The following is a 20,666-nucleotide window of genomic DNA, read 5'->3' on the forward strand; positions in this document are numbered from 1 at the left end:
AGACAGGAACCGTTCATGACTCAAGCTGCGAAAGTCACCCCTTCCACTGCACCCGAAGCGCCGCTGAGCGTGGCACAGTTGCTGGCACGCGCGGAGCAACTGCTGCCGGACATCGCTGCCGGCGCCGCGGCGCGCGAACGTGATCGTCAACTGCCTTACGAGGCCGTCGCGCAGATTGCCCAGGCGTTGCTCTATACCCTGCGTATTCCCGCTCGTTACGGCGGCCCTGGCGGCTCGGTCAAGGACGTCATCGGCCTGCTGGTGCGCATCGCTTCGGCAGATTCCAATGTGGCTCAAGCGCTGCGGCCAGGTTTCGCTTTCATCGAAGGGCTGCTGGTGTCCCGAGCCGAAGGCGCCGAGCAGGAACGTCAGCTCTGGTTCGCCCGTTACCTGCAAGGGGCAGTGCTGGGCAATGCCGGATGGGAAGTAGGCGGTGTCAACGGCGCGATCAGTGCGCGCATCGTGCGCGAAGGCGACCACTACCGCGCCAACGGCAGCAAGTTCTACAGCACCGGGTCGCTGTACGCCGACTGGATCAGCGCGGTGGCGTTGGACGAGCACGACCAGCCAGTGTCATTCATGCTGCCCCGTGACCGCGAAGGGTTGGTGCTGCTGGATGACTTCGATGCCATGGGCCAACGCTTGACCGCCAGTGGCACGACGCGCCTGGACAACGTGCAGGTGTATGCCCATGAAGTACGCGCACGCACGGTGGAAGAGGGCAAGCGTACGCTGGTGACGCCGTTCCTGCAGTTGTTCCTGGCCTCGGTGCAGGCCGGGATCGCGCGCAATGCGCTGAACGATGCAGTGGCGTTTGCGCGCAATCATGCGCGTCCGATCAAGCACAGCAGTGCCGCTCAATCGGTGGATGATCCGTATGTTGCGTTGAGCGTGGGCGAGATTTCAGCGCGCGCCTATACGGCCGAGGCGTTGGTGCTCAAGGCCGCCGAAGCGATCGATCGCGCCTGGGGGGCCGGGCTCGACCCGGCGGCGGTGGATGAGGCGGCGATCGAGGTCGCGCAGGCGCAATACATCGCCGCCGAATGTGCGCTCAAGGCGGCGGAACGGGTATTCGATGTGGGCGGTGCCTCCACCACAGGGCGTGGTCACAACCTTGACCGGCATTGGCGCAATGCCCGCACGGTGGCCAACCACAACCCTCGCGACTGGAAGGCCGCAGCGGTGGGCACCTGGCAGCTCAAGGGCACGCCACCGCCAACCTCGGGATTGTTCTGAAAGACAGTCGACCCGACATCCACCGTAGGAGCGGTCAGCGGCCGCGAAGGCTTCACCGCGCAGTGCCTGCTACACCGCAACGTCCTTTTCGCGGCCGATGACCGCTCCTACGATTTTCTCTGTATGCAGGAACGGTCAGCGGCCGCGAGTGGCTGGTTCAGATTGACAGCCTGAACACCCGAGCATCGGGCTGATCGGAAACAGCACGCCTTTTGTTCACCGCCAGTTCGCCCATCTTGATCAGCCTGGTGCGGGTCACGTTGCGGCTCAGGCCCAGCAGGTTGGCCGTGTGCACCTGGTTGCAATGGCTGAAACGATAGGCCGAGCGCAGCAGGGCCTCTTCGACTTTCTCGTGGAGATCGCCGACCTGCTCGTCGAACAGCCGCTGGAACAGCCGATCCAGTGAAGCCTCCACCGAATCGTCCACTGCCGGGCTGTCATCGGCGCGTTCGATGCGCATGTTCGACAGGCGCAGGTCGTCGCGCTCGATCACGCCGTTGCGGCAGATCAGCAAGGTGTGGTGAATGACGTTCTCGAGTTCGCGAATATTGCCTGGCCAGCTGTAGTGCAGCAGCTTGTGCTCAGCCTCGGGTGACAGCGTCGCCTGTTTGTAGCCCAGACGCTTGCAGTACACATCGAGGAAGTGCCGGGTCAACGCGATGATATCGCCGGGCCGTTCGCGCAGTGGCACCAGCTCCAGGCTGACCACGTCCAGCCGGTAATAAAGATCCTCGCGAAAGTTGCCGGCATTGATGGCTTTTTCCAGCAGCACATTGGTCGCCGCCAATACCCGAACATCAATGGGGATGCTCTTGCGCGAACCCAGGCGTACCACTTCGCGCTCTTGCAGTACGCGCAGCAATTTGACCTGGATGGGCATCGGCAGGTCGCCGATTTCATCGAGAAACAGAGTCCCGCCGTTGGCCTCCTCGAACCATCCGGCTTTGGCTGTCAGCGCGCCGGTGAAAGCGCCTTTTTCGTGACCGAACAGCTCGGCTTCCACCAGCGACTCGGAAAACGCTCCGCAGTTGACGGCCACGAACGGCTTGTTACGCCGCCCACTGAGGTTGTGGATATGGCGCGCGACCAGCTCTTTGCCGGTGCCGGTTTCACCGATGATCAGCACGCTCGCCTCGCTGGGCGCAACTTGCTCCAGATGCGCCAGCAAAGCCTTGGACTTCGGGTCTTCGAACACCTGGGCAGTGGCGCGAATGGAGGTGGCGAGGGCAGGCGATGGGGGGAGTGTCAAAAGCTGCATGGCGACGCCTTCAAAGTGCAGAGTAAAAAGAATGAGTCGATCTAAAGCCACATCTGCGCTGCCTGGGCAGCCACTGCGACACTGAAGGGGATACTAAAGGATATAAAAAACGATCGTTAAATACCTTATGAGCATTAGCTTATGTCGTGACGTAAAAAACGTGACGGTCCGTCGATGCACCTGCTCGGCTTGCAAGGTCGTTGTCGGTAGAGCGCAACTGGTTAATTCTGCTGGAGAAATGAATATTTCTCGAATCAACCCGTTGTTGCCTGCGCAACAGCTAAGTTGTTCAGCTGTTCTGCAGTCAACAGTGAATTGCACGCGCTAAATCACAAACTTTCCCTTATGCCAGATAGGCAGTTTGGGATAACAAACAATTACTTTTCGAACCCGTCGAGTTTGAACATCATTCGCCCGCCGAAGAGGCCGATTGGACTTGTCTCTTCACGATCACCCGTCAACAGGAGTAACTGATGAATAACCTCAAGGCCGCCCTGGAGGTGCGGTGGCATCCGGTACCCGGCGATGTGCTCGACCTGGGCCGGGTGTTCCGCGAGCCCTTGGGCGAGCTGCGTCTGCAACGTGCGCCGAAGCGTATCCTTGGTCGTCGCGAGGGCGTGCTGCTGGGGGTGTTCGCGCTGGTGCTGCATGGGGCGGTGATCTATTGGATCAGTCAGACCCCGACACCGGCGCTGCCTACAGTGCCGCCGGAAATCCCACCCATGACGATCGAGTTTTCGCAGCCAGCGCCACCGCCGGTGGTGGAGACGCCGCCGCCACCGCCCGAGCCGGTCGCACCGGTTGTCGAACCGCCACCGCCTGTCGAGGATGAACTGGCGGCCAAGCCAGCACCACCGCCGCCGCCCAAGCCCAAACCCCAGCCCGTGGTCAAGAAACCGGTGCCAAAGCCTGCGCCCAAACCGGTCGTGCAACCGCCTGCGCCGCCGCAACCCGTGGCCGCACCGACGCCGCCCACGCCGCCTGCACCCCCTGCGCCGCAACCGGTGACACCGGCCTCGGCCAATGCCGGCTACCTGCACAATCCGGCGCCCGAGTATCCGGCCCTGGCCATGCGTCGCAACTGGGAAGGGACCGTGCTATTGCGCGTTCACGTGCTGGCCAGCGGCAAGCCCAGCGAGGTTCAGGTACAGACCAGCAGTGGTCGCACCCAGTTGGACGACGCTGCGCTGGCAGCGGTGAAACGCTGGAGCTTCGTCCCGGCCAAACGAGGCTCCGACCCAGTCGACGGCTGGGTCAGTGTGCCAATCGATTTCAAACTGCGCTGAACAACGTTTCTTGCACCAAGCGGGCTACCTGACCAAAGGCGCGTCGCATTACTTATTGCCTTGCCACAGAGAGCCTCACCATGAATCTTCTGACAGAATCGCCTTTCACTTCCGTCGAGCACTCGGTCATCTGGCTGCTCATCCTGTTCTCCGTTGCCACCTGGGGCTTGGCCTTGCTCAAAGGGATGCAGTTCGCCCGGCTCAAGGGCCAGGATCGCAAGTTTCACAAGCAGTTCTGGGCCGCTTCCAGCCTCGATTCGGCCGCCCACCTGGCGCAGGAACAACCCGGTGCAGCGGCCCGTGTCGCGCAGTCGGGCTATGCCGCCATTCAGGTCAACGAGCAGGCGCACACCGATCTGAGCCAGGCCATCAATCATCAGGATCGGCTGGAGCGTGCCCTGCGTCAGCAAATCGTGCGTGAGCGGCGCTCGCTGGAGACTGGCCTTGCGGTACTGGCCAGCATCGGCAGCACCTCGCCTTTCATCGGCTTGTTCGGCACGGTGTGGGGGATCATGTCGGCGCTCAAGGGCATCAGCGCAGCCGGTTCGGCCAGTCTGGAAACCGTGGCAGGTCCCATCGGCGCAGCCTTGGTGGCGACCGGCGTGGGGATTGCCGTCGCGGTGCCGGCGGTGCTGGTCTACAACTATCTCCTGCGGCGCCTGAAGCTGACCGCGGCAGACCTCGATGACTTCGCCCATGACTTCTACAGCCTGGCGCAGAAGCACTCCTTCCGCGTACTGCAACATCCGGCGTTGGCTCGCAGTGGTGCTGCGGCTTCCGGCCACAAAGTGAAGGAGGCATCCTGACATGGCCTTTTCGACTCAGGACACGGACGAAGTGCTCAGCGAGATCAACGTGACGCCGCTGGTGGATGTCATGCTGGTGTTGTTGGTGGTGTTCATCGTCACCGCGCCGTTGCTGACCAATTCGATCCCGATCAACCTGCCCAAGACCGAAGCGGTGGCGCCTGCCGAGCAGAAGGATCCGCTGGTGGTCAGCATCGACGGGCAGGGGAAGCTGTTCATCAACAAGGACGAAATCCAGCCGGACCTGCTTCAGGTCAACCTGCAGAACGCCCGGCAGAAGGATCCTGATGTGCGGGTGCAGCTGCAGGCCGATGACGGCGTCAACTACGGCGAAGTGGCCCGGGCCATGGCCTCCATCGAAAAGGCGGGCATCACCAAATTGGCGGTGATCACTGCCAAGTAGTGTTATCCCCCTGTACCTGACACACCGCAGCGTCTGTTCGCGGTCACTGACCGCTCCTACAAAGGTATTGGATCCCCCGTAGGAGCGGTCACCGGCCGCGAAGGGCTGAACGCAGGATACCTGACACACCGCAGCGCCTGTTCGCGGCCACTGACCGCTCCTACAGAGGTATTGGATCCCCCGTAGGAGCGGTCACCGGCCGCGAAGGGTTCACCGCTCAGTAGTGGCAGGATTGCGGTAGGTTTTGCGGTCGATGGATGATCTTGGGGGAACCTGCCCAGGTAGATCACAGTCCAGATCCGCACAGCTCACCCAGGATATCGACAGTGAAAGTAGGCATCATTTCCGACACGCACGGCCTGTTGCGGCCCGAAGCGGTGGCGGCACTGCAGGGCTGCGAGCGCATCGTTCATGCCGGCGATATCGGCAAGGGCGACATCGTCCAGCAACTCTCCGCGATTGCCCCGGTGCAAGTGGTGTCGGGCAACAACGACGTCGGCATGACCTGGGCCGACTCGCTCGCCGAGGTACTGCATTTCGAGCTAGAAGGCTGGCCCACCTTGTTGGTACACGACATCGCCGATGTACCCGCGGCGCTGCGCGAAGATACACGCCTGGTCATCACCGGTCATTCGCACAAACCGCTGATCCAGTGGCGCGGCGAGTGCCTGTACATCAACCCCGGCAGTGCCGGCCGTCGCCGCTTCAAGCTGCCCGTCACGCTGGTGGTGCTCGACGTCCAGCCCGACGCGGTGCATCCGCAACTGGTCCACCTGCTGCCGTGATGCCTACCGCTCAACGCACCAGCGAATCCGAACCGATCTCGCTGATCGACTTGGCCCCGGTCAGCACCATGGCCACCCGCATCTCCTTCTCGATCAACCCCAGCAGATTGCTCACACCCGCGCCCCCGGCCACCGCCAGGGCGTAGATGAATGCCCGACCCAGCAGCACCGTGTCGGCCCCCAGCGCGATCATCCGTACCACGTCCAGCCCGCTGCGAATCCCCGAATCGGCCAGGATTGCCAGATCGCCCTTCACCGCATCGGCAATCGCCGGCAAGGCCCGTGCGCTGGACAGCACGCCGTCGAGCTGACGCCCGCCATGGTTGGACACCACGATACCGTCGGCACCGAAGCTCACGGCGTCGCGGGCGTCCTCGGGATCCAGAATGCCCTTGATGATCATCGGCCCGTCCCAGAACTCACGAATCCACTCCAGATCCTTCCAGGAAATCGACGGATCGAAGTTGCTGCCCAGCCAACCGATGTAGTCGGCAAGCCCGGTGGGATTGCCGCGGTAGGTGGAAATGTTGCCCAGATCGTGCGGACGACCGTGCAGGCCAACGTCCCAGGCCCACGCCGGGTGCGTCACGGCCTGCCACATGCGCCGCATCGGCCCATTGGCGCCGCTCATGCCCGAATGCGCATCGCGGTAGCGGGCGCCGGGCACCGGCATGTCCACGGTGAAGATCAGCGTCTTCACCCCGGCGGCGCGGGCGCGCTCCAAGGCGTTCTTCATGAAGCCGCGATCCTTGAGCACGTACAGCTGAAACCACATCGGCCGGGAAATGGCCGGAGCAACTTCTTCGATCGGGCAGACCGACACCGTCGACAAGGTGAACGGAATGCCCTTGGCATCCGCCGCCTTGGCCGCCTGCACCTCGCCACGACGGGCGAACATGCCGCACAGGCCGATGGGCGCAAGCGCCACCGGCATGGCCAGCGTCTCGCCGAACAGCTGGGTTTCCAGGCTCAGCTCGGACATGTTGCGCAGCACCCGCTGACGCAGGGCGATGTCCGCCAGGTCACTGACGTTGCGTCGCAAGGTGTGCTCGGCGTAAGCGCCGCCGTCGATGTAGTGGAACAGGAACGGCGGCAAGCGGCGCTGCGCCGCGGCGCGATAATCGGTAGAGGCAGAAATGATCATGGGCGCGCCATCTCCCGGACGTGAAGAACGGCGCAGGCAGGACTGTTCGTTGGCATGGGTCGGATTCCCTGATTGTTGTTGGAGATCTGCCGGGAGCAAGCTGAATTGGTAATACCAATTTACAATGTGTTGGCTACAGATTAAGAGTGGCGCAGGGCGTCTGTCAATTTGTGCAGTCGCGTGCACGGTTGCGGGGAAGGAACGGCGCGCGTCGTTGTCTATCGGCTACCCATTGAATGCCAGGCTCCTATCCCAATGACCATTCCGCGCATCGGCTTCGCCTGCCAATACCGACACGCGATCCGCGCCCTGACCCTCGCTGAACTAAAGCTCATCGAGGGCGCCTACAACCCTCGGACCACCACCTTGCGCTGGATGAACAGCGTTGCCACGCAAGTGGCTCACGAAAAGCTGCAAGAGGTCGTCCGCCACAACCTGCAGGCGCAACTGCAACTGCTCGACTATGTGGCGCAACTGCCCGAAGCCATGCGCATGCTGCGCCTGAGCAGCGACCTGCTGCCGTTCTACAGCCACCCGCAGGTGGCGGCGTTCTACCAGCAGCCCGAGCGCCAGGCGTGGCTGGCCGAACGCTTCGCGGCCATGGGCCAGTTGGCACGCGATTCAGGCATCCGCCTGTCTTTCCATCCCGGCCAGTTCTGCGTGCTGGGCTCGGACAAGCCACCGGTGGTGGAAAACAGCCTGGCGGAATTCGAGTACCACGCCGACATGATCCGCATGATGGGCTACGGTGTGCAGTTCCAGGACTTCAAGTGCAACGTGCACATCGCCGGTCGCCTTGGCGCCGAAGGCATCCGCGCGATCTGGCCGCGCTTGTCCAGCGTGGCGCGCCACTGCATCACCTTCGAGAACGAAGAGAAAACCTACGGCGTCGACGACTGCCTGCAGCTCGCCGACCTGGCCCCCGTGGTGCTGGATATCCACCACTGCTGGATCAACGAGAACGACTACATCGACCCGAACGATTCCCGCGTGGACCGCATCATCGACAGCTGGCGCGGCGTGCGCCCGGTGATGCATTACTCGCAGCCCCAGGAGCGCCTGCAGGAACTGGGCTTCAGCGCCGAGCAGAAGCTGGAGATGCAAGCGCTGCTGCAGGTGGTGTCCAAGCGCGACCTGTATGGCCACAGCGAGCTTATGTGGAACCACTGGACCAACCTCTACGCGCTGCAGTTTCTCGAGCGCTTCGACATCATGTTCGAGGCCAAGCACAAGAATCAGGCCACCCTGGAGTTCCATCGGCGTTACATGATGTAACCACTGCGCACCCCCCAAGAGGCCGAACCTAGAGCCTCGGCATGGGTCTGCATTGAGGACTATCGACGCCTGCACACTCGAGGAATCCTTGCATGACGCTTACGCCGGTTACCGCTCTCGCCCCGTTGCACGCTCGTGGGCAACGCCCATGAAGGATCGCCCGACCCATTCCCTGGCCTTCGACCATTTCGACCTCGACGACGAACAGCGCCGCGAAGCGCTGTTCACCCTGGCCAACGGCGTGATCTCGTGGCGCGCCTGTTCGCCCGAGGCCTGCGCCGTGCCACGGCCCGAAGGGCATTACCCCGGCCTGTACCGGGCGGGCTGGTACGACGATGCCGCACGCCAGGTCAACGGCACCACCACCCATACCGCGGCGTTGGTCAACCTGCCAGACCCCTTCGGCTTGACGCTGTCGCTCAATCACCAGCCGTGGTTAGAGCTTGGGCCGGACACCCTGCAGTCCTATCACCAGCATGTCGACATGCAGCGCGGTGTTCTGACCCGTCGGCTGTCGTTGCTGCTGGACGATGTTCCGGTCGAACTCGTCGAGACCCGTTTCGTCAGCCTCGCCAATGCACAACTGGCGGTGCTGCGCTGGGAGCTGCATGCCCAGAAACCGCTGACCGGCCTGCGCGTGCGTACGACGCTGGACAACAGCCGCGGCAATTATCTGATCGAACGCGACCGTGACTACGAAGGGCGCCGTTTGCACAGCCATCGCTGGGAACACCTGGTAGATGGTCGGGCAGGGGTCGTGGCGACCCTCGATGACTCGTCGCGCAAGGTCGCCGTGGCCGTGCAGACCTGCGCCCCGTGCCAGTGGCAGGGGCAAGTGGCGGACGACCGTCTGGTGCAGGAAGCTGATGTCGAGTGGCCCGAGCACGGCCCGCTGGTACTGGAAAAGCGTGTCATCGTTCAAGTCGACGACGAGTTTCACGGACTGTCGAGCAGCATGGCGGCACTGCCCGACGCCAGCCATGCGCAATTGCTGGCTGCCCATGAGCAGGCGTGGCAGGACACGTGGGAATACGGGCGCATCCGCGTTGCCGATCCGGCTGTCGACCACCCCCTGCAGTTCGCCGGCTGGCATATCCAGCAGACGGTTTCTCCACTGAGCATGAGCCATGACCTGGGGTTTCCGGCGCGCGGCTGGCAGGAGGGCTACTTCGGCCAGGTGTTCTGGGACGAGCTGTTCGCCTTTCCGTTGTTCGCCACCCACCGTCCGCAGCTGGCCAGCTCGTTGCTCGACTATCGCCATGCGCGTCTGCCGGCAGCACGGCGCCGAGCCGCTCGGCTGGGCTGTTCCGGCGCAATGTTTCCGTGGCGCAGCGCCCACGATGGCGAGGAACAGACCCCGCCGTTCCAGTACTACCCCCTTTCCGGCCATTGGGTGCCCGACCCGACGCACCTGCAGCGTCACATCGGCTCGGCCGTGGCCTATGACGCCTGGACGCTGTACCTGGCCACCGGTGACGAACAGCAACTGGCCGGAAAGATCGGCGACCTGATCATCGAGGTCGCGCGCTACTGGGCCAGCGTGGCGCGCTTCGACGAATCCCGGCAGCGCTACGTCATCGAAGGCGTGATCGGCCCCGACGAATACCACAACGCCTATCCCCATGCCGAGCAACCGGGCCTGGACAACAACGCCTACACTAACCTGATGGCAGTGTGGACGCTGTGCCGGGCACTGGACGTGCTGCAGCGATTGCCGACGGCGCTGCGCGAAGACCTCGTCGAACGCCTGGCACTGCGTCCCGACGAGGCATCGCACTGGGAGCATGTCAGCCGCAACATGTTCTTGCCATTCACCGCCGACGGTGTGCTCGATCAGTTCGAGGGCTTCGAACGATTGCAGCCGGCGCCGGATGAGTGGAAAAGCGAGGACAACCCACGCCTGGACTGGATGCTCGAAGCCCGCGGTGATCATTGCGACCACTATCAGGTCAGCAAGCAGGCCGACACCCTCATGCTGTTCTACCTATTGTCCAATGAGCAGTTGCACGCCCTGTTCGCTCGCTTGCGCTACCCGTTCGACGACGACATCGCACGGCGCACCATGGACTATCACCTGGGCCACGTCTTCCACGAATCCAGCCTGTCGAAAACCGTCTGCGCCGGTGCGCTGGCTCATACCGACAGTGATGCCTCGTGGATGTACTACCAGCACTGCCTACGTACCGACCTGGACGCCAAGCCCGACAGTGGCGTGCGCGAAGGGGTCCACCTGGCAGCCATGTCCGGCGCCCTGGACGTCATGCAGCGACATTACCTGGGTGTGTGTCCGGCCGTGGAAGGGCTGCGGGTGTTCCCGGCGCCACCGCCCGGTCTGGGCGACGTCAGCCTGGCAGTGCAGTTTCATGGGCAGTGGGTGGATGTGACGCGTATCGATGAAGTGATCACCGTGCACTTGCGTGCGCTGTCGACCCGAGCAATCACCTTGATCCACGCGCTGGGCACGGAACAGCTCGAACCCGGCTCGTCGGTCAACGTCAGCGGCTGAGTTCAGCAGGCGGCGAGCACGGCATCAGGACGCCTCATCAATGGGCGCAATCAGCTCCGCACCCTGGTTGCGCACATTGCCAACGGCCTTGCTCACCGTATGCCATCGGAAGTCGGCCACCGGCCGGCCTTCATGCTGGGCGATCTCCAGACTGCGCTCGGCACTCACGTCGGCTTCCAGCCATTCCCGCGCCTGCTCCGGTGCCAGCACTACGGGGCGGCGATCGTGGATATCGACCATGCCTTCGTTGCTGGCATCGGTGATGATCACGAAGCCATCACCTTCACCAGGCTCAAGCCCAGGCGTGACTTGCGCCAAGGCGGCGAAGAACATCGGTGTCTCGTCCGCAAGATGAATGAACCACGGCTGCTTCTTTTTCGGGTCGTCGGCATCCTTGACCCACTCGTACCAACCGTTGGCCGGCACCAACACACGCCCATTGGGCCACAGTTGCTTGAAGAACTTGCCGGTGGCCACGGTTTCGACCCGGGCGTTGATCGGGGCAGGGCGCTTGCCCTGAGCCCAGAACGGCGCCCAGCCCCATTTCACCGAATCGATCAGCAAGCCTTGCTCAGTACCCTGCAGCACCATGGCGCGCTGCGTCGGCGCAATGTTGTAGCGTGCCTGCGGCTGTGGGTCGACATAGCTGATGACCTGCTGACGCGGGGCCAACTCGCGCAGATAGACCTCCATCGCTTCGTACATCGAGTAGCGACCACACATGGTGTTCTCCGTCAGATTGTCGCGGTCTTTGGTTGACCTCGAGGTTCTTACAAAGTTAACTGTATATTCGTACAGTATCAATACCAGGCAATCCCATGATCACCATTCTTGGCCCGCTCGCCCAGGGCAGCACCGCGCATCCGCTGTATTCGTTCAAGGTCCCGGCCGGTTTTCCCTCGCCTGCGGCTGACCACATGGAACAGCGCATTTCGCTGGACGAGCTGCTGGAAATCCGCGCACCGCACATCTACCTGGTGCGCATCCAAGGCGACAGCATGCAGGGCGCCGGGATCTTCTGCGGCGACCTGGTGATCGTGGATCGCTCGATCGAGGCCGAGCATGGCCATGTCGTCATCGCCGCAGTGAACAGCGAACCGGTGTGCAAGCGCCTGCACAAGCGGGGACGCGAGGTAATCCTCAAGTCGGCCAATCGCGATTACCCGCCGCGCTACATCATGGAAGGCGACGAGCTGCTGATCTGGGGCGTGGTGACCTTCAGCGTACGTGCCCATGAAAAGGAATGAGCCGGTCTTCGCGCTGATCGACTGCAACAGCTTCTACGCCAGTTGCGAGCGGGTGTTTCGCCCGGACCTGGCGAAGACCCCGATCGTGGTCCTGTCCAACAACGATGGCTGCGTGATCGCTCGATCCGCCGAAGCCAAGGCGCTGGTAAAAATGGCCTCGCCTTATTTCCAGATCAAGGACCTGCTGCGCCAGCATGGCATCGTGGCGTTTTCCTCCAACTACGCGCTATACGGTGATATCAGCGAACGGGTGATGTGCATCATCGAGTCCATGGTGCCGGCCCTTGAGGTCTACAGCATCGACGAAGCGTTCGCCGACCTCACCGGCATGCACCAGGACCTGGACGCACTGGGCCGAGACATTCGCGAACAGGTCTACCGGCGCACTGGCATCCCCGTAGGCGTGGGTATCGCCGGCACCAAGACCCTGGCCAAGCTGGCCAATCATGCCGCGAAGAAATGGCATAAACAGCTGGGCGGCGTGCTCGACCTGCGCGAGGCGGGACGCCGCGATCGTCTGTTGAAAGTCACCCCGGTGAGTGATGTGTGGGGCATCGGGCGCAAGATGAGCGCACACCTGCAAGGCATGAACATCGCTACCGCCTGGGACCTGAGCTGCGCCGACCCTGCGCTGTTGCGCAGCCGATTCAGCGTAGTGATCGAAAAGACCGCCCGTGAACTGGGCGGCACGCCCTGCCTGGCGCTCGAAGACCCCGATCCGCCCAAGCAGGAAATCTGCTGCAGCCGGATGTTCGGCAAGCGCCTGACCGAGATCGCGCCGATCCGCGAGGCGGTGGCCAGCTACGTGATGCGCGCTTCGGAAAAACTGCGGGCGCAGCATTCGTTGTGTCGGCAGCTGCGCGTGAGCGTGCGCACCGGCATGCTCAACCCGCTGGAAGCCAAGTACGCCAACGGCGTGGTGGTGCAGCTGCCATACCCCACCGACGATGTACGCCTGTTGACCAAGGCAGCGGTGCAGGGCCTGGAATTCATCTTTCGCAGCGGCTTCACCTACAGCAAAGCGGAAATACTCTTGCTGGGCCTGTGCCAGCGCGGCGAGTTCACCGACGACCTGTTCGCCAGCGCGCAACCGGCCGCCGCCGAGCGGCTGATGCAGGTGCTCGACCAGGTCAACGGTCGCTGGGGCAGGGGCACGCTGCGCCCGGCTGCGGTGCCGAGCAACCCCGACTGGAGCATGCGTCGGGAGATGATGAGCCAGAGCTATACCACGCAGCTCGAGCAGTTGTGGACGGTCAGGGGGTGAGCGTTCCATCGTGCCGGTAGCTAGGCGCTGCAAAAGACGCGGCACCCGGCGCTTCGTTCCTACAGGCGCTGAACGCTGACACCAAGCCGTGCCGCAAGCCTTGCCAGATTGGCGCGATCCAGACCAAGGCTCTTGGCCGCAGCGGTGATATTGCCGCGGTGCTGCATCAATGCGCTTTCCAGGAGCTCTTTCTTGTAGTCATCAACGGCGGCCTTGTAGTCGAGGGGCATCGACCGAACGGAATCGCTTGAACGCACGGGCTCGGTTTCCAGGACTCTGGCGGTGGTCGGAAGGTCGAAGTCGTCTGCCAGCAGAACGAGCAGGTCTTTGCGGTTTGAACCCGACAACCGCTTTTTCGCCTTCAACACGGCCCTAGCGATCTGGTGCTCCAGCTCGCGAACATTCCCCGGCCAGGCGTATTGCCCGAGCGCCTGTTTGGCTGGGGCGGCGAACCGCACTGGAGGCAGTGCCATGCGGTACCGGTTTTCCTCGGCGAACGCGCCTGCCAGAAGAAGGATGTCCTCCTTGCGCTCTCGCAGCGGCGGCACGCGCAGCGGATACACCGTCAGGCGATGATAGAGGTCGGCGCGAAATCGCCCTGTCCGAACTTCTTCGGCCAAGTCGCGGTTGCTCGCTGCCAGCAAACGAATATCCACCACGTGTGAACGGTCGGAGCCCACGCGCTGCACATCACCGCCTTGCAGCACCCGCAGCAGCTTGGCCTGCACCGACAGCGGCAGCTCGCCGATTTCATCGAGGAACAGCGTGCCCCCACTGGCCATCTCGAATTTGCCGAGGCGGTTTTCGACGGCGCCTGAGAACGCGCCTTTGACGTGACCGAACAGTTCGCTTTCGACAAGGTGTTCCGGCAAGGCGGCGCAGTTGACGCTGATCATCGGCTTGTCGGCACGGTGAGAGTGGCTGTGGAGCCGACGCGCCACCAGCTCTTTGCCCACGCCCGTTTCACCGGTAATGAGTACCGTCAGCTCGCTGGGTGCGACCAGGTCGATTTCCCCCAGCAACTGTTTGAATGCCTCGCTGGTACCGATCATCCGTTGAGGTCCGCCTTGGTGGGCCAATCGGTAGGCATCGGCCCGCTTGCGTTCGCCGTCCAAGGTGCGCATCAGCTCGTCGAAATGCCCGGCGGCCACTACCGTAGCGGCAGCCAGGCGCGCGAAGGTTTCCACCGTCTGCAGATCGTCCTCGGAAAATTGACCCACCTTCAGCGCGTCCAGGGTCAGAACACCCCAGATTCTCTCGTTGATGCGCAGGGCGCAGCCCATGCAGTCGTGCACAGGCAACGCGCTGGCGCCGATCAGGCCGTCGTAGGGGTCCGGATAAGGACAGTCGGGCGCAAACAATATCGCTCCCGGTGCCTCGACGATCGCTTTCAAGCGCGGATGGCTGTCCACCGGGTACCGTCGCGCCATGGCATCCACCGCCAGCCCATGGGCGGCTTCAGGTATCAGAACGTGATCTTCGAGGCGCAGGATGGCAACGGCATCGGTGGGTACCAATTCGCGCAGTGCATCCAGCACACGCTGGTAACGGTGTTCTGCGCTGATCTCCGCAGTGAGATCGCTCAGCAGTGGCAGAAGCGCCTGGAGAGCCCGTGATGACTGAGTCGGAATGACCTTGCCTTTCATATTTGGGTCTTTTTAACCGAGTCTAAAAGACTCTTAAGAATAGATGAAGGACTGATTTTATTGGATTTTCTGTATGGCATAGCGGTTGCTATGAAGATAGCACCCATCTGCATCCGGAGTTCACATGCTCACTCAAGCTCAGCGCGACATCATCAAAGCGACCATCCCCCTGCTGGAAACGGGGGGTGAGGCACTGGCTACGCATTTCTATAACATCATGCTGGATGGCCATCCAGAGGTCAGGCCTTTGTTCAATCAGGCGCATCAGGCAAACGGCTCGCAACCTCGGGCGCTCGCGAACGGTGTGCTGATGTACGCCCGCAACATCGATCGTCTGGAAAACCTGGGACCGCTGGCAAGCCAGATCGTCAACAAGCACGTCGCACTGCAGATCCTTCCCGAGCACTACCCGATCGTGGGTGCTTGCCTGTTGCGCGCGATTCGTGAAGTGCTGGGTGAAGAAATCGCCACTGATGAAGTGATAGCAGCATGGGCGGCAGCCTATCAGCAGTTGGCCGACATTTTGATCAGTGCTGAAGAACAGGTGTACGAAAACGTCGCCGCCGCACCCGGTGGGTGGCGCGGCGGGCGCATGTTCCGGGTCGCCGGCAAGGTGCCTGAAAGCAGCGAGATCACCTCGTTCTACCTGGAACCGGTCGATGGCGAACCCGTCATTGCGCATGAACCGGGCCAGTACATCAGCCTGCGCCTGAACATCGATGGGAACGAGTGCCGGCGCAGTTACTCGCTGTCGGCGCCATCCTCGGGGGTGGGGCTGCGCATCAGTGTCAAGCGCGAGCCCGATGGTGTGGCTTCCAACTATCTGCACGACCAGATCGTCGCCGGATCAGTGCTTGAGCTCTTTCCACCTTCCGGCGACTTCACACTGGCAGCGGATACCAAGCCATTGGTGCTGATCAGTGGCGGGGTGGGTATCACGCCGACGATCGCTATGGGTGAAACTGCGCTGCAGGCAGGTGATCGTCCTGTGGTATTCATCCACTATGCAAAAAATGCCCAGGCTCAAGCGTTCAGAGACCAGCTTCGTGAATGGCAGCAGCGTTTCCCGCAGTTCAGGGCATACATCGTTTACAACGAGGCCAGTGCCGATGCAGGGGCGCAGCCTGATGCCGTCGGCATGCCTTCGATGAAGCATCTGCAGCAATGGTTGCCCGCTGACCGCAACGTGGATGCCTACTTTCTCGGCCCCAAACCGTTCATGGCATTCATGAAGCGAACGCTTCGAGACATGGGCGTACCGGACGGTCAGGCGCATTATGAGTTTTTCGGACCTGCAGAGGCGTTGGTCTAGCACTGGTCAGGTCGGATCGCTAACCGGCACGACCAATCGAGAGGAGGGATGAGAAATGCCGAAACCCGACATGCTGTCCGAATGGGGAATCACGCATCCGATCGTTCAAGCGCCCATGGTAGGTGTCTCGACGCCGCAATTGGCAGCAGCTGTTTCCAATGCCGGTGCATTGGGCTCCATCGGTCTGGGGGCCAGTACGCCAGAGCAGGGGCGTGAGTTGATCCGGCAGACCAGGGCGCTCACCCACAAGCCCTTCAACGTCAACATGTTCTGCCATCGCCCGGCTGCGTTCGACCACGCCAGAAACGATGCGTGGCTGCAGTATCTTTCAAGTTTCTTTCCCGAGTTCGACGCTGCACCTCCGCCGGTCTTGAAAGAAATCTACAAAAGCTTCGTCGATGATCGAGCCATGCTCGAGATGCTCGTCGAAGAAAAACCGTCGGTCGTCAGCTTTCATTTCGGCGCGCCGCCTGTGCAGTGGATCGATGAGCTCAAGTCGGCGGGTATCTGCGTCATCGGTTGCGCAACGACGTTGGCCGAAGCACAGCAGCTGGAGCGCGCAGGCGTTCAGGCGATCATTGCGCAAGGGTACGAAGCCGGCGGGCATCGTGGGGTGTTCGATGATGGGTTCGGGCAAGACCAGCAGATGGGCCTGTTCGCGTTGTTGCGCATCATTGGTGAAACCGTGGATCTGCCGGTCATTGCCGCCGGCGGGATCATGGATGGTGCCGGGATAAATGCAGCGATGATGCTCGGCGCAAGTGCTTGTCAGCTGGGAACGGCTTTCATTTTGTGTCCGGAGTCGTGTGCAACCCCAGAGCACCGGCAGGCGCTGAAAAGCGCGAAGGCGAGTCAAACACGGGTTACCAGCTATGTATCGGGCCGACCGGCCCGCGGGATTCCGAATCGCCTGTACCTGGAGTCCGGAACCGACAGCGTTCCCCTGCCAGCCGAGTATCCGTTGGCCTACGATGTTGCCAAAGCCCTGCATGCCGCGGCCAGCGCCAAGGGATGCCACGATTTTGCAGCCCAGTGGGCGGGTCAGGGCGCACCGCTGGCCAGGGAGCTGCCTGCGCAAAGGCTCGTTCAGGCCCTTGTCGAAGAAATGCAGGCGGCCTCTCGATTCAGCCACTGATGATGTTGTCGGCAAGAGTGACGCCGGTAGCCTGCGCGCGTTGAACACGTTGGCCATCCATGAAAAAACCGGGCAGGTGCCCGGTTCTTTCGTTGCATGCTGCCAAGCCTAGCGAAAGGCCGGCACTACCTCATTGATGAACAGCTCCAACGACTTCTTCTTTTCTGCATGGGGCAGGCTGTTGTCGCACCAGAAGCTGAACTCGTCGACGCCCAGTTCCTGGTAGTACTTGATGCGCGCGATGATTTGTTCGGGCGTGCCGATCATGGTGTTCTTGCGGATGTTCTCCAGTTCGAACTCGGGGCGCTCGGCGAACTTGGATTCCGGGCTGGGTTCCAGGAAGCCGTTGACCGGGGTGGTCTTGTTGCCGAACCAGGCGTCGAAGGTGCGGTAGAAGCGCGAGATCGCCGTGGCGCCGACCTTCCAGCCGTCGGGGTCGTCACTGGCGTGAACGTGGGTGTGACGCAGCACCATCAGTTGCGGCCGCGGTACGTCAGGGTTGTTCGCCAACGCCGTTTCGAACTTGTTCTTGAGATCGACCACTTCCTCGTCGCCCTTCATCAACGGCGTGACCATGACGTTGCAGCCGTTGGCGACGGCGAAGTTGTGCGAGTCGGGGTCGCGCGCGGCGATCCACATCGGCGGCGTCTTGACTGGCTTCGGCACGCTGGTGGAGGTGGGAAACTTCCAGATCTCGCCATCATGGGCGTAGTCGCCTTCCCACAGTTTACGCACCACCGGCACCATTTCGCGCAGGGCGTTGCCGCCACTGCTGGCCGGCATGCCACCGGCCATGCGGTCGAATTCGACCTGGTAGGCGCCGCGAGCCAGGCCGACTTCCATGCGCCCGTTGCTGATCACATCCAGCAGTGCGCATTCGCCTGCAACACGCAGCGGGTGCCAGAACGGCGCGATGATGGTACCGGCGCCCAGATGGATGGTGGTGGTCTTGCCGGCCAGATACGCCAGCAGCGGCATGGGGCTCGGGGAGATGGTGTACTCCATGGCGTGGTGCTCGCCGATCCATACCGTGCTGAACCCGCCTTTTTCGGCCATCAGGGTCAGTTCGGTCAGGTCTTCGAACAGTTGCCGGTGGCTGGTCTTGTCGTCCCAGCGCTCCATGTGCACGAACAGCGAAAATTTCATCTTGCCTACCTCGGATCTGTTGGCGGTGATTCGTCCCGGCCGGGGGCTTGCCGCAGCCTGGGTATGGGAGTGTCAGGCGAAAGCGGGAAGGGCGCCCATTTTGCCGCGGCAGTAGACCAGCGGGCTTTGCGGGGCGCTGGGTACCAGCAGATTCTTCACCGCGCCAACCATGATTGCGTGGTCACCACCCTCGTACTCGCGCCACAGTTCGCACTCGATGACCGCAATGGCATTCTTGAGTACCGGATTACCCAGAGCGCTCATGCTCCACTCGATCCCGTCGGCCTTGTTCTTGCCTTTGCTGGCGAAGGCGTAGGCTTCGGCCTGCTGGTCGCTGGAAAGCAGATGGATGGCGAAGCGCTTGCTGCGAATCAAGTGGGGGTAGGAGTCGGCTTTGTAGTTGGGGCAGAACAGCACGAGGGCCGGATCGATCGACAGCGAGCTGAAGGCACTGGCGGTCATGCCGACCAGTTGGCCTTCGTCGTCCAGCGTGGTGATCACGGTCACGCCAGAGGGAAACGAGCCCATGACTTGTTTGTAGATTTCGGCATCGATCATCAAAGGCACCTCTCGTTTATTCGAATATTTGTTGGTCTGATGGTATACCAAAGAAATGTTTGTGCAACCCTGAATTTCAGTCGCCAGATACACAACTGGCAACGGCTTGGGGTGGCGGGACTGAGCGATCCACTTGCCTTTTCTTGGTATACCGTAATATGGTCTGTCTATCAGAAGCGGGTCGTTGCATCGATCCGGATTCCTACAAGAACAACAACAGACTCGAGTGAAAGACTATGTCCGAGCGTACATCGCAAGACCCATTGATCGAGAGCTACACCGTCGAGCAGGTCCCTTCCACCGAGCGCCATGGGCGGGCTCGGGACCTGTTCACACTGTGGTTCAGCACCAACATTGCGCCCCTGCCGATCGTGACCGGCGCCATGGTGGTACAGGTGTTCAACCTCAACCTCGCCTGGGGGTTGCTGGCCATCGTGCTCGGGCACTGCCTGGGTGGGCTGGTCATCGCCTTGTCCTCGGCCCAGGGGCCGCGGCTGGGCATTCCGCAGATGGTCCAGAGCCGCGGACAGTTCGGCCGCTTCGGCGCGCTGCTGATCGTGTTTTTCGCCGCATTGATCTATGTCGGCTTCTTCATCTCCAACATCGTGCTGGCCGGCAAGTCGATCCACTCGATGGTCGAGCCGATCTCCCTGCCCGTAGGCAGCGTGATCGGCGCCTTGGCCGCCACCGCCATTGGTGTGCTGGGCTACCGGTTCATCCATACCTTGAACAAGATCGGTACCTGGGTGATGGGCGGCGCACTGCTCGCCGGATTCGCCTATGTGTTCAGCCAGCCGTTGCCGGTCGACTTCCTTACCCGTGGTGGCTTCACCCTGGCGGGGTTCATCGCCACGGTGTCGTTGGGAGTGATCTGGCAGGTCAGCTTTTCGCCCTACGTATCGGATTACTCGCGCTATCTGCCGACCGATATCGGCATCGCCAAACCGTTCTGGGCCACCTATGCCGGTGCCACCCTGGGGACCATCCTGTCGTTCAGTTTCGGCGCGGTGGTGGTGCTCGCAACGCCGCCGGGCACCGAAGCGATGACTGCTGTGGCGCAGGCCACCGGGGCGCTGGGCCCGCTGCTGATGCTGCTGTTCCTGCTCAACATCATCAGCCACAACGCCCTGAACCTGTACGGCGCGGTCCTGGCCATCGTCACCGCCGTGCAGACGTTCGTGGCCCACTGGACGCCCAGCGTGAAAGTACGCATCGTGCTGTCGGCGCTGGTGTTGAGTGGCTGCTGTCTGGTGGCGGTGGGCGCCTCGGGTGACTTCATCCAGGACTTCATCGGCTTGATCCTGGCACTGCTGCTGGTGTTGGTGCCCTGGGCGTCCATCAACCTGATCGACTTCTACCTGATCAAATACGGCAACTACGACATCGAGTCGATCTTCGCCGCCGACGGCGGGCAGTACGGGCGCTTCAACTGGCACGCGATCATCGCCTACGCCTGTGGCATTGCCGTGCAGCTGCCGTTCGCCAACACCGCCTTGTATGTCGGCCCCTACGCCCACCTGGTCGAAGGTGCCGACCTCTCCTGGCTGGTCGGCATCGTGGTGACCTGCCCACTGTTCTACTGCCTGGCCACGCGCAAGCAACAGCGCGCAGAGCGGGTACGCGCCGGATACGCCAAGTAGTTCGAACCGACAGAAACAG

The 20,666-nt window shown here is 62.2% G+C and carries 18 protein-coding genes; 12 read left to right on the forward strand and 6 right to left on the reverse strand.

Annotated elements, in window-relative coordinates; all coding sequences use genetic code 11:
• The first annotated feature begins 15 nt into the window (after positions 1 to 15).
• Positions 16 to 1,236, forward strand: coding sequence for an acyl-CoA dehydrogenase family protein (locus IFU31_RS14295; protein WP_192103378.1), 1,221 nt, complete (start codon positions 16 to 18; stop codon positions 1,234 to 1,236).
• Positions 1,237 to 1,393: 157 nt separating this feature from the next.
• On the opposite strand, the gene IFU31_RS14300 is transcribed toward IFU31_RS14295, so the two are convergent.
• Complete coding sequence (locus tag IFU31_RS14300; RefSeq protein ID WP_192059752.1) at positions 1,394 to 2,494, reverse strand: sigma-54 interaction domain-containing protein; 1,101 nt, start codon at positions 2,492 to 2,494, stop codon at positions 1,394 to 1,396.
• Positions 2,495 to 2,967: 473 nt separating this feature from the next.
• Between IFU31_RS14300 and IFU31_RS14305 the strand changes: the two genes are divergently transcribed.
• The 4 genes from IFU31_RS14305 to IFU31_RS14320 all read left to right on the forward strand — a co-directional run bounded on the left by IFU31_RS14305 (position 2,968) and on the right by IFU31_RS14320 (position 5,774).
• Positions 2,968 to 3,780 carry an energy transducer TonB gene (locus IFU31_RS14305; protein WP_192103380.1) on the forward strand — a complete coding sequence of 271 codons (813 nt, stop codon included), beginning with the start codon at positions 2,968 to 2,970 and terminating at the stop codon, positions 3,778 to 3,780.
• A gap of 80 nt (positions 3,781 to 3,860) precedes the next feature.
• On the forward strand, positions 3,861 to 4,586 hold the full coding sequence (locus tag IFU31_RS14310) for a MotA/TolQ/ExbB proton channel family protein (protein WP_192103382.1): 726 nt from the start codon (positions 3,861 to 3,863) through the stop codon (positions 4,584 to 4,586).
• A 1-nt stretch (position 4,587) separates the two neighbouring features.
• A complete protein-coding gene (locus tag IFU31_RS14315) occupies positions 4,588 to 4,989 on the forward strand; it encodes an ExbD/TolR family protein (protein ID WP_122477651.1) in 402 nt (133 codons plus the stop codon).
• A 326-nt stretch (positions 4,990 to 5,315) separates the two neighbouring features.
• Positions 5,316 to 5,774 (forward strand): YfcE family phosphodiesterase, encoded by a 459-nt coding sequence (locus IFU31_RS14320; RefSeq protein ID WP_192103384.1) that lies wholly within the window; start codon positions 5,316 to 5,318, stop codon positions 5,772 to 5,774.
• A gap of 10 nt (positions 5,775 to 5,784) precedes the next feature.
• Here the strand turns inward: IFU31_RS14320 and lldD are convergent, their stop codons facing one another.
• On the reverse strand, positions 5,785 to 6,918 hold the full coding sequence (gene lldD / locus IFU31_RS14325) for an FMN-dependent L-lactate dehydrogenase LldD (protein ID WP_192103386.1): 1,134 nt from the start codon (positions 6,916 to 6,918) through the stop codon (positions 5,785 to 5,787).
• Between the two features lie 255 nt (positions 6,919 to 7,173).
• Between lldD and uvsE the strand changes: the two genes are divergently transcribed.
• Together uvsE and IFU31_RS14335 are read left to right on the forward strand one after the other, a co-directional pair.
• Positions 7,174 to 8,193, forward strand: coding sequence for a UV DNA damage repair endonuclease UvsE (gene uvsE, locus IFU31_RS14330; protein ID WP_122477657.1), 1,020 nt, complete (start codon positions 7,174 to 7,176; stop codon positions 8,191 to 8,193).
• Between the two features lie 148 nt (positions 8,194 to 8,341).
• A complete protein-coding gene (locus IFU31_RS14335) occupies positions 8,342 to 10,699 on the forward strand; it encodes a glycoside hydrolase family 65 protein (protein WP_192103388.1) in 2,358 nt (785 codons plus the stop codon).
• Positions 10,700 to 10,723: 24 nt separating this feature from the next.
• Here IFU31_RS14335 and IFU31_RS14340 read toward each other — a convergent pair whose 3' ends face one another.
• Positions 10,724 to 11,422: an SOS response-associated peptidase family protein gene (locus tag IFU31_RS14340; RefSeq protein ID WP_192055370.1), complete on the reverse strand. Its 699-nt coding sequence runs from the start codon at positions 11,420 to 11,422 to the stop codon at positions 10,724 to 10,726.
• Between the two features lie 95 nt (positions 11,423 to 11,517).
• Between IFU31_RS14340 and IFU31_RS14345 the strand changes: the two genes are divergently transcribed.
• Positions 11,518 to 11,946: a LexA family protein gene (locus IFU31_RS14345; RefSeq protein ID WP_122477662.1), complete on the forward strand. Its 429-nt coding sequence runs from the start codon at positions 11,518 to 11,520 to the stop codon at positions 11,944 to 11,946.
• Complete coding sequence (umuC, locus tag IFU31_RS14350) at positions 11,933 to 13,210, forward strand: translesion error-prone DNA polymerase V subunit UmuC (RefSeq protein WP_192059741.1); 1,278 nt, start codon at positions 11,933 to 11,935, stop codon at positions 13,208 to 13,210. The genes IFU31_RS14345 and umuC overlap by 14 nt, the downstream gene beginning before the upstream one ends.
• A 59-nt stretch (positions 13,211 to 13,269) precedes the next feature.
• Here umuC and norR read toward each other — a convergent pair whose 3' ends face one another.
• On the reverse strand, positions 13,270 to 14,856 hold the full coding sequence (norR, locus tag IFU31_RS14355; protein WP_192103390.1) for a nitric oxide reductase transcriptional regulator NorR: 1,587 nt from the start codon (positions 14,854 to 14,856) through the stop codon (positions 13,270 to 13,272).
• Positions 14,857 to 14,980: 124 nt separating this feature from the next.
• Between norR and hmpA the strand changes: the two genes are divergently transcribed.
• Positions 14,981 to 16,168: an NO-inducible flavohemoprotein gene (hmpA, locus tag IFU31_RS14360; RefSeq protein WP_192103392.1), complete on the forward strand. Its 1,188-nt coding sequence runs from the start codon at positions 14,981 to 14,983 to the stop codon at positions 16,166 to 16,168.
• Positions 16,169 to 16,223: 55 nt separating this feature from the next.
• Positions 16,224 to 17,303: an NAD(P)H-dependent flavin oxidoreductase gene (locus IFU31_RS14365; protein ID WP_192103394.1), complete on the forward strand. Its 1,080-nt coding sequence runs from the start codon at positions 16,224 to 16,226 to the stop codon at positions 17,301 to 17,303.
• A 108-nt stretch (positions 17,304 to 17,411) separates the two neighbouring features.
• Here the strand turns inward: IFU31_RS14365 and IFU31_RS14370 are convergent, their stop codons facing one another.
• Together IFU31_RS14370 and IFU31_RS14375 are read right to left on the reverse strand one after the other, a co-directional pair.
• Complete coding sequence (locus IFU31_RS14370) at positions 17,412 to 18,449, reverse strand: LLM class flavin-dependent oxidoreductase (protein ID WP_192103396.1); 1,038 nt, start codon at positions 18,447 to 18,449, stop codon at positions 17,412 to 17,414.
• Between the two features lie 72 nt (positions 18,450 to 18,521).
• Positions 18,522 to 19,007, reverse strand: coding sequence for a flavin reductase family protein (locus tag IFU31_RS14375; protein ID WP_122477673.1), 486 nt, complete (start codon positions 19,005 to 19,007; stop codon positions 18,522 to 18,524).
• Positions 19,008 to 19,243: 236 nt separating this feature from the next.
• On the opposite strand from IFU31_RS14375, the gene IFU31_RS14380 reads away from it, so the two are divergent.
• Positions 19,244 to 20,647 carry a purine-cytosine permease family protein gene (locus tag IFU31_RS14380; protein WP_192059734.1) on the forward strand — a complete coding sequence of 468 codons (1,404 nt, stop codon included), beginning with the start codon at positions 19,244 to 19,246 and terminating at the stop codon, positions 20,645 to 20,647.
• Positions 20,648 to 20,666 lie beyond the last annotated feature (19 nt).

This window comes from Pseudomonas sp. CFBP 13602 (assembly GCF_014842725.1).
GTDB lineage: Bacteria > Pseudomonadota > Gammaproteobacteria > Pseudomonadales > Pseudomonadaceae > Aquipseudomonas > Aquipseudomonas baltica.

Coding starts and splice junctions, on each gene's coding strand:
- IFU31_RS14365 (WP_192103394.1), top strand. CDS start 16,224: ATGCCGAAACCCGACATGCTGTCCGAATGGGGAATCACGCATCCGATC.
- norR (WP_192103390.1), bottom strand. CDS start 14,856: ATGAAAGGCAAGGTCATTCCGACTCAGTCATCACGGGCTCTCCAGGCG.
- IFU31_RS14335 (WP_192103388.1), top strand. CDS start 8,342: ATGAAGGATCGCCCGACCCATTCCCTGGCCTTCGACCATTTCGACCTC.
- IFU31_RS14370 (WP_192103396.1), bottom strand. CDS start 18,449: ATGAAATTTTCGCTGTTCGTGCACATGGAGCGCTGGGACGACAAGACC.
- IFU31_RS14305 (WP_192103380.1), top strand. CDS start 2,968: ATGAATAACCTCAAGGCCGCCCTGGAGGTGCGGTGGCATCCGGTACCC.
- IFU31_RS14380 (WP_192059734.1), top strand. CDS start 19,244: ATGTCCGAGCGTACATCGCAAGACCCATTGATCGAGAGCTACACCGTC.
- lldD (WP_192103386.1), bottom strand. CDS start 6,918: ATGATCATTTCTGCCTCTACCGATTATCGCGCCGCGGCGCAGCGCCGC.
- hmpA (WP_192103392.1), top strand. CDS start 14,981: ATGCTCACTCAAGCTCAGCGCGACATCATCAAAGCGACCATCCCCCTG.
- IFU31_RS14315 (WP_122477651.1), top strand. CDS start 4,588: ATGGCCTTTTCGACTCAGGACACGGACGAAGTGCTCAGCGAGATCAAC.
- IFU31_RS14310 (WP_192103382.1), top strand. CDS start 3,861: ATGAATCTTCTGACAGAATCGCCTTTCACTTCCGTCGAGCACTCGGTC.
- umuC (WP_192059741.1), top strand. CDS start 11,933: ATGAAAAGGAATGAGCCGGTCTTCGCGCTGATCGACTGCAACAGCTTC.
- IFU31_RS14375 (WP_122477673.1), bottom strand. CDS start 19,007: ATGATCGATGCCGAAATCTACAAACAAGTCATGGGCTCGTTTCCCTCT.
- IFU31_RS14295 (WP_192103378.1), top strand. CDS start 16: ATGACTCAAGCTGCGAAAGTCACCCCTTCCACTGCACCCGAAGCGCCG.
- uvsE (WP_122477657.1), top strand. CDS start 7,174: ATGACCATTCCGCGCATCGGCTTCGCCTGCCAATACCGACACGCGATC.
- IFU31_RS14345 (WP_122477662.1), top strand. CDS start 11,518: ATGATCACCATTCTTGGCCCGCTCGCCCAGGGCAGCACCGCGCATCCG.
- IFU31_RS14340 (WP_192055370.1), bottom strand. CDS start 11,422: ATGTGTGGTCGCTACTCGATGTACGAAGCGATGGAGGTCTATCTGCGC.
- IFU31_RS14300 (WP_192059752.1), bottom strand. CDS start 2,494: ATGCAGCTTTTGACACTCCCCCCATCGCCTGCCCTCGCCACCTCCATT.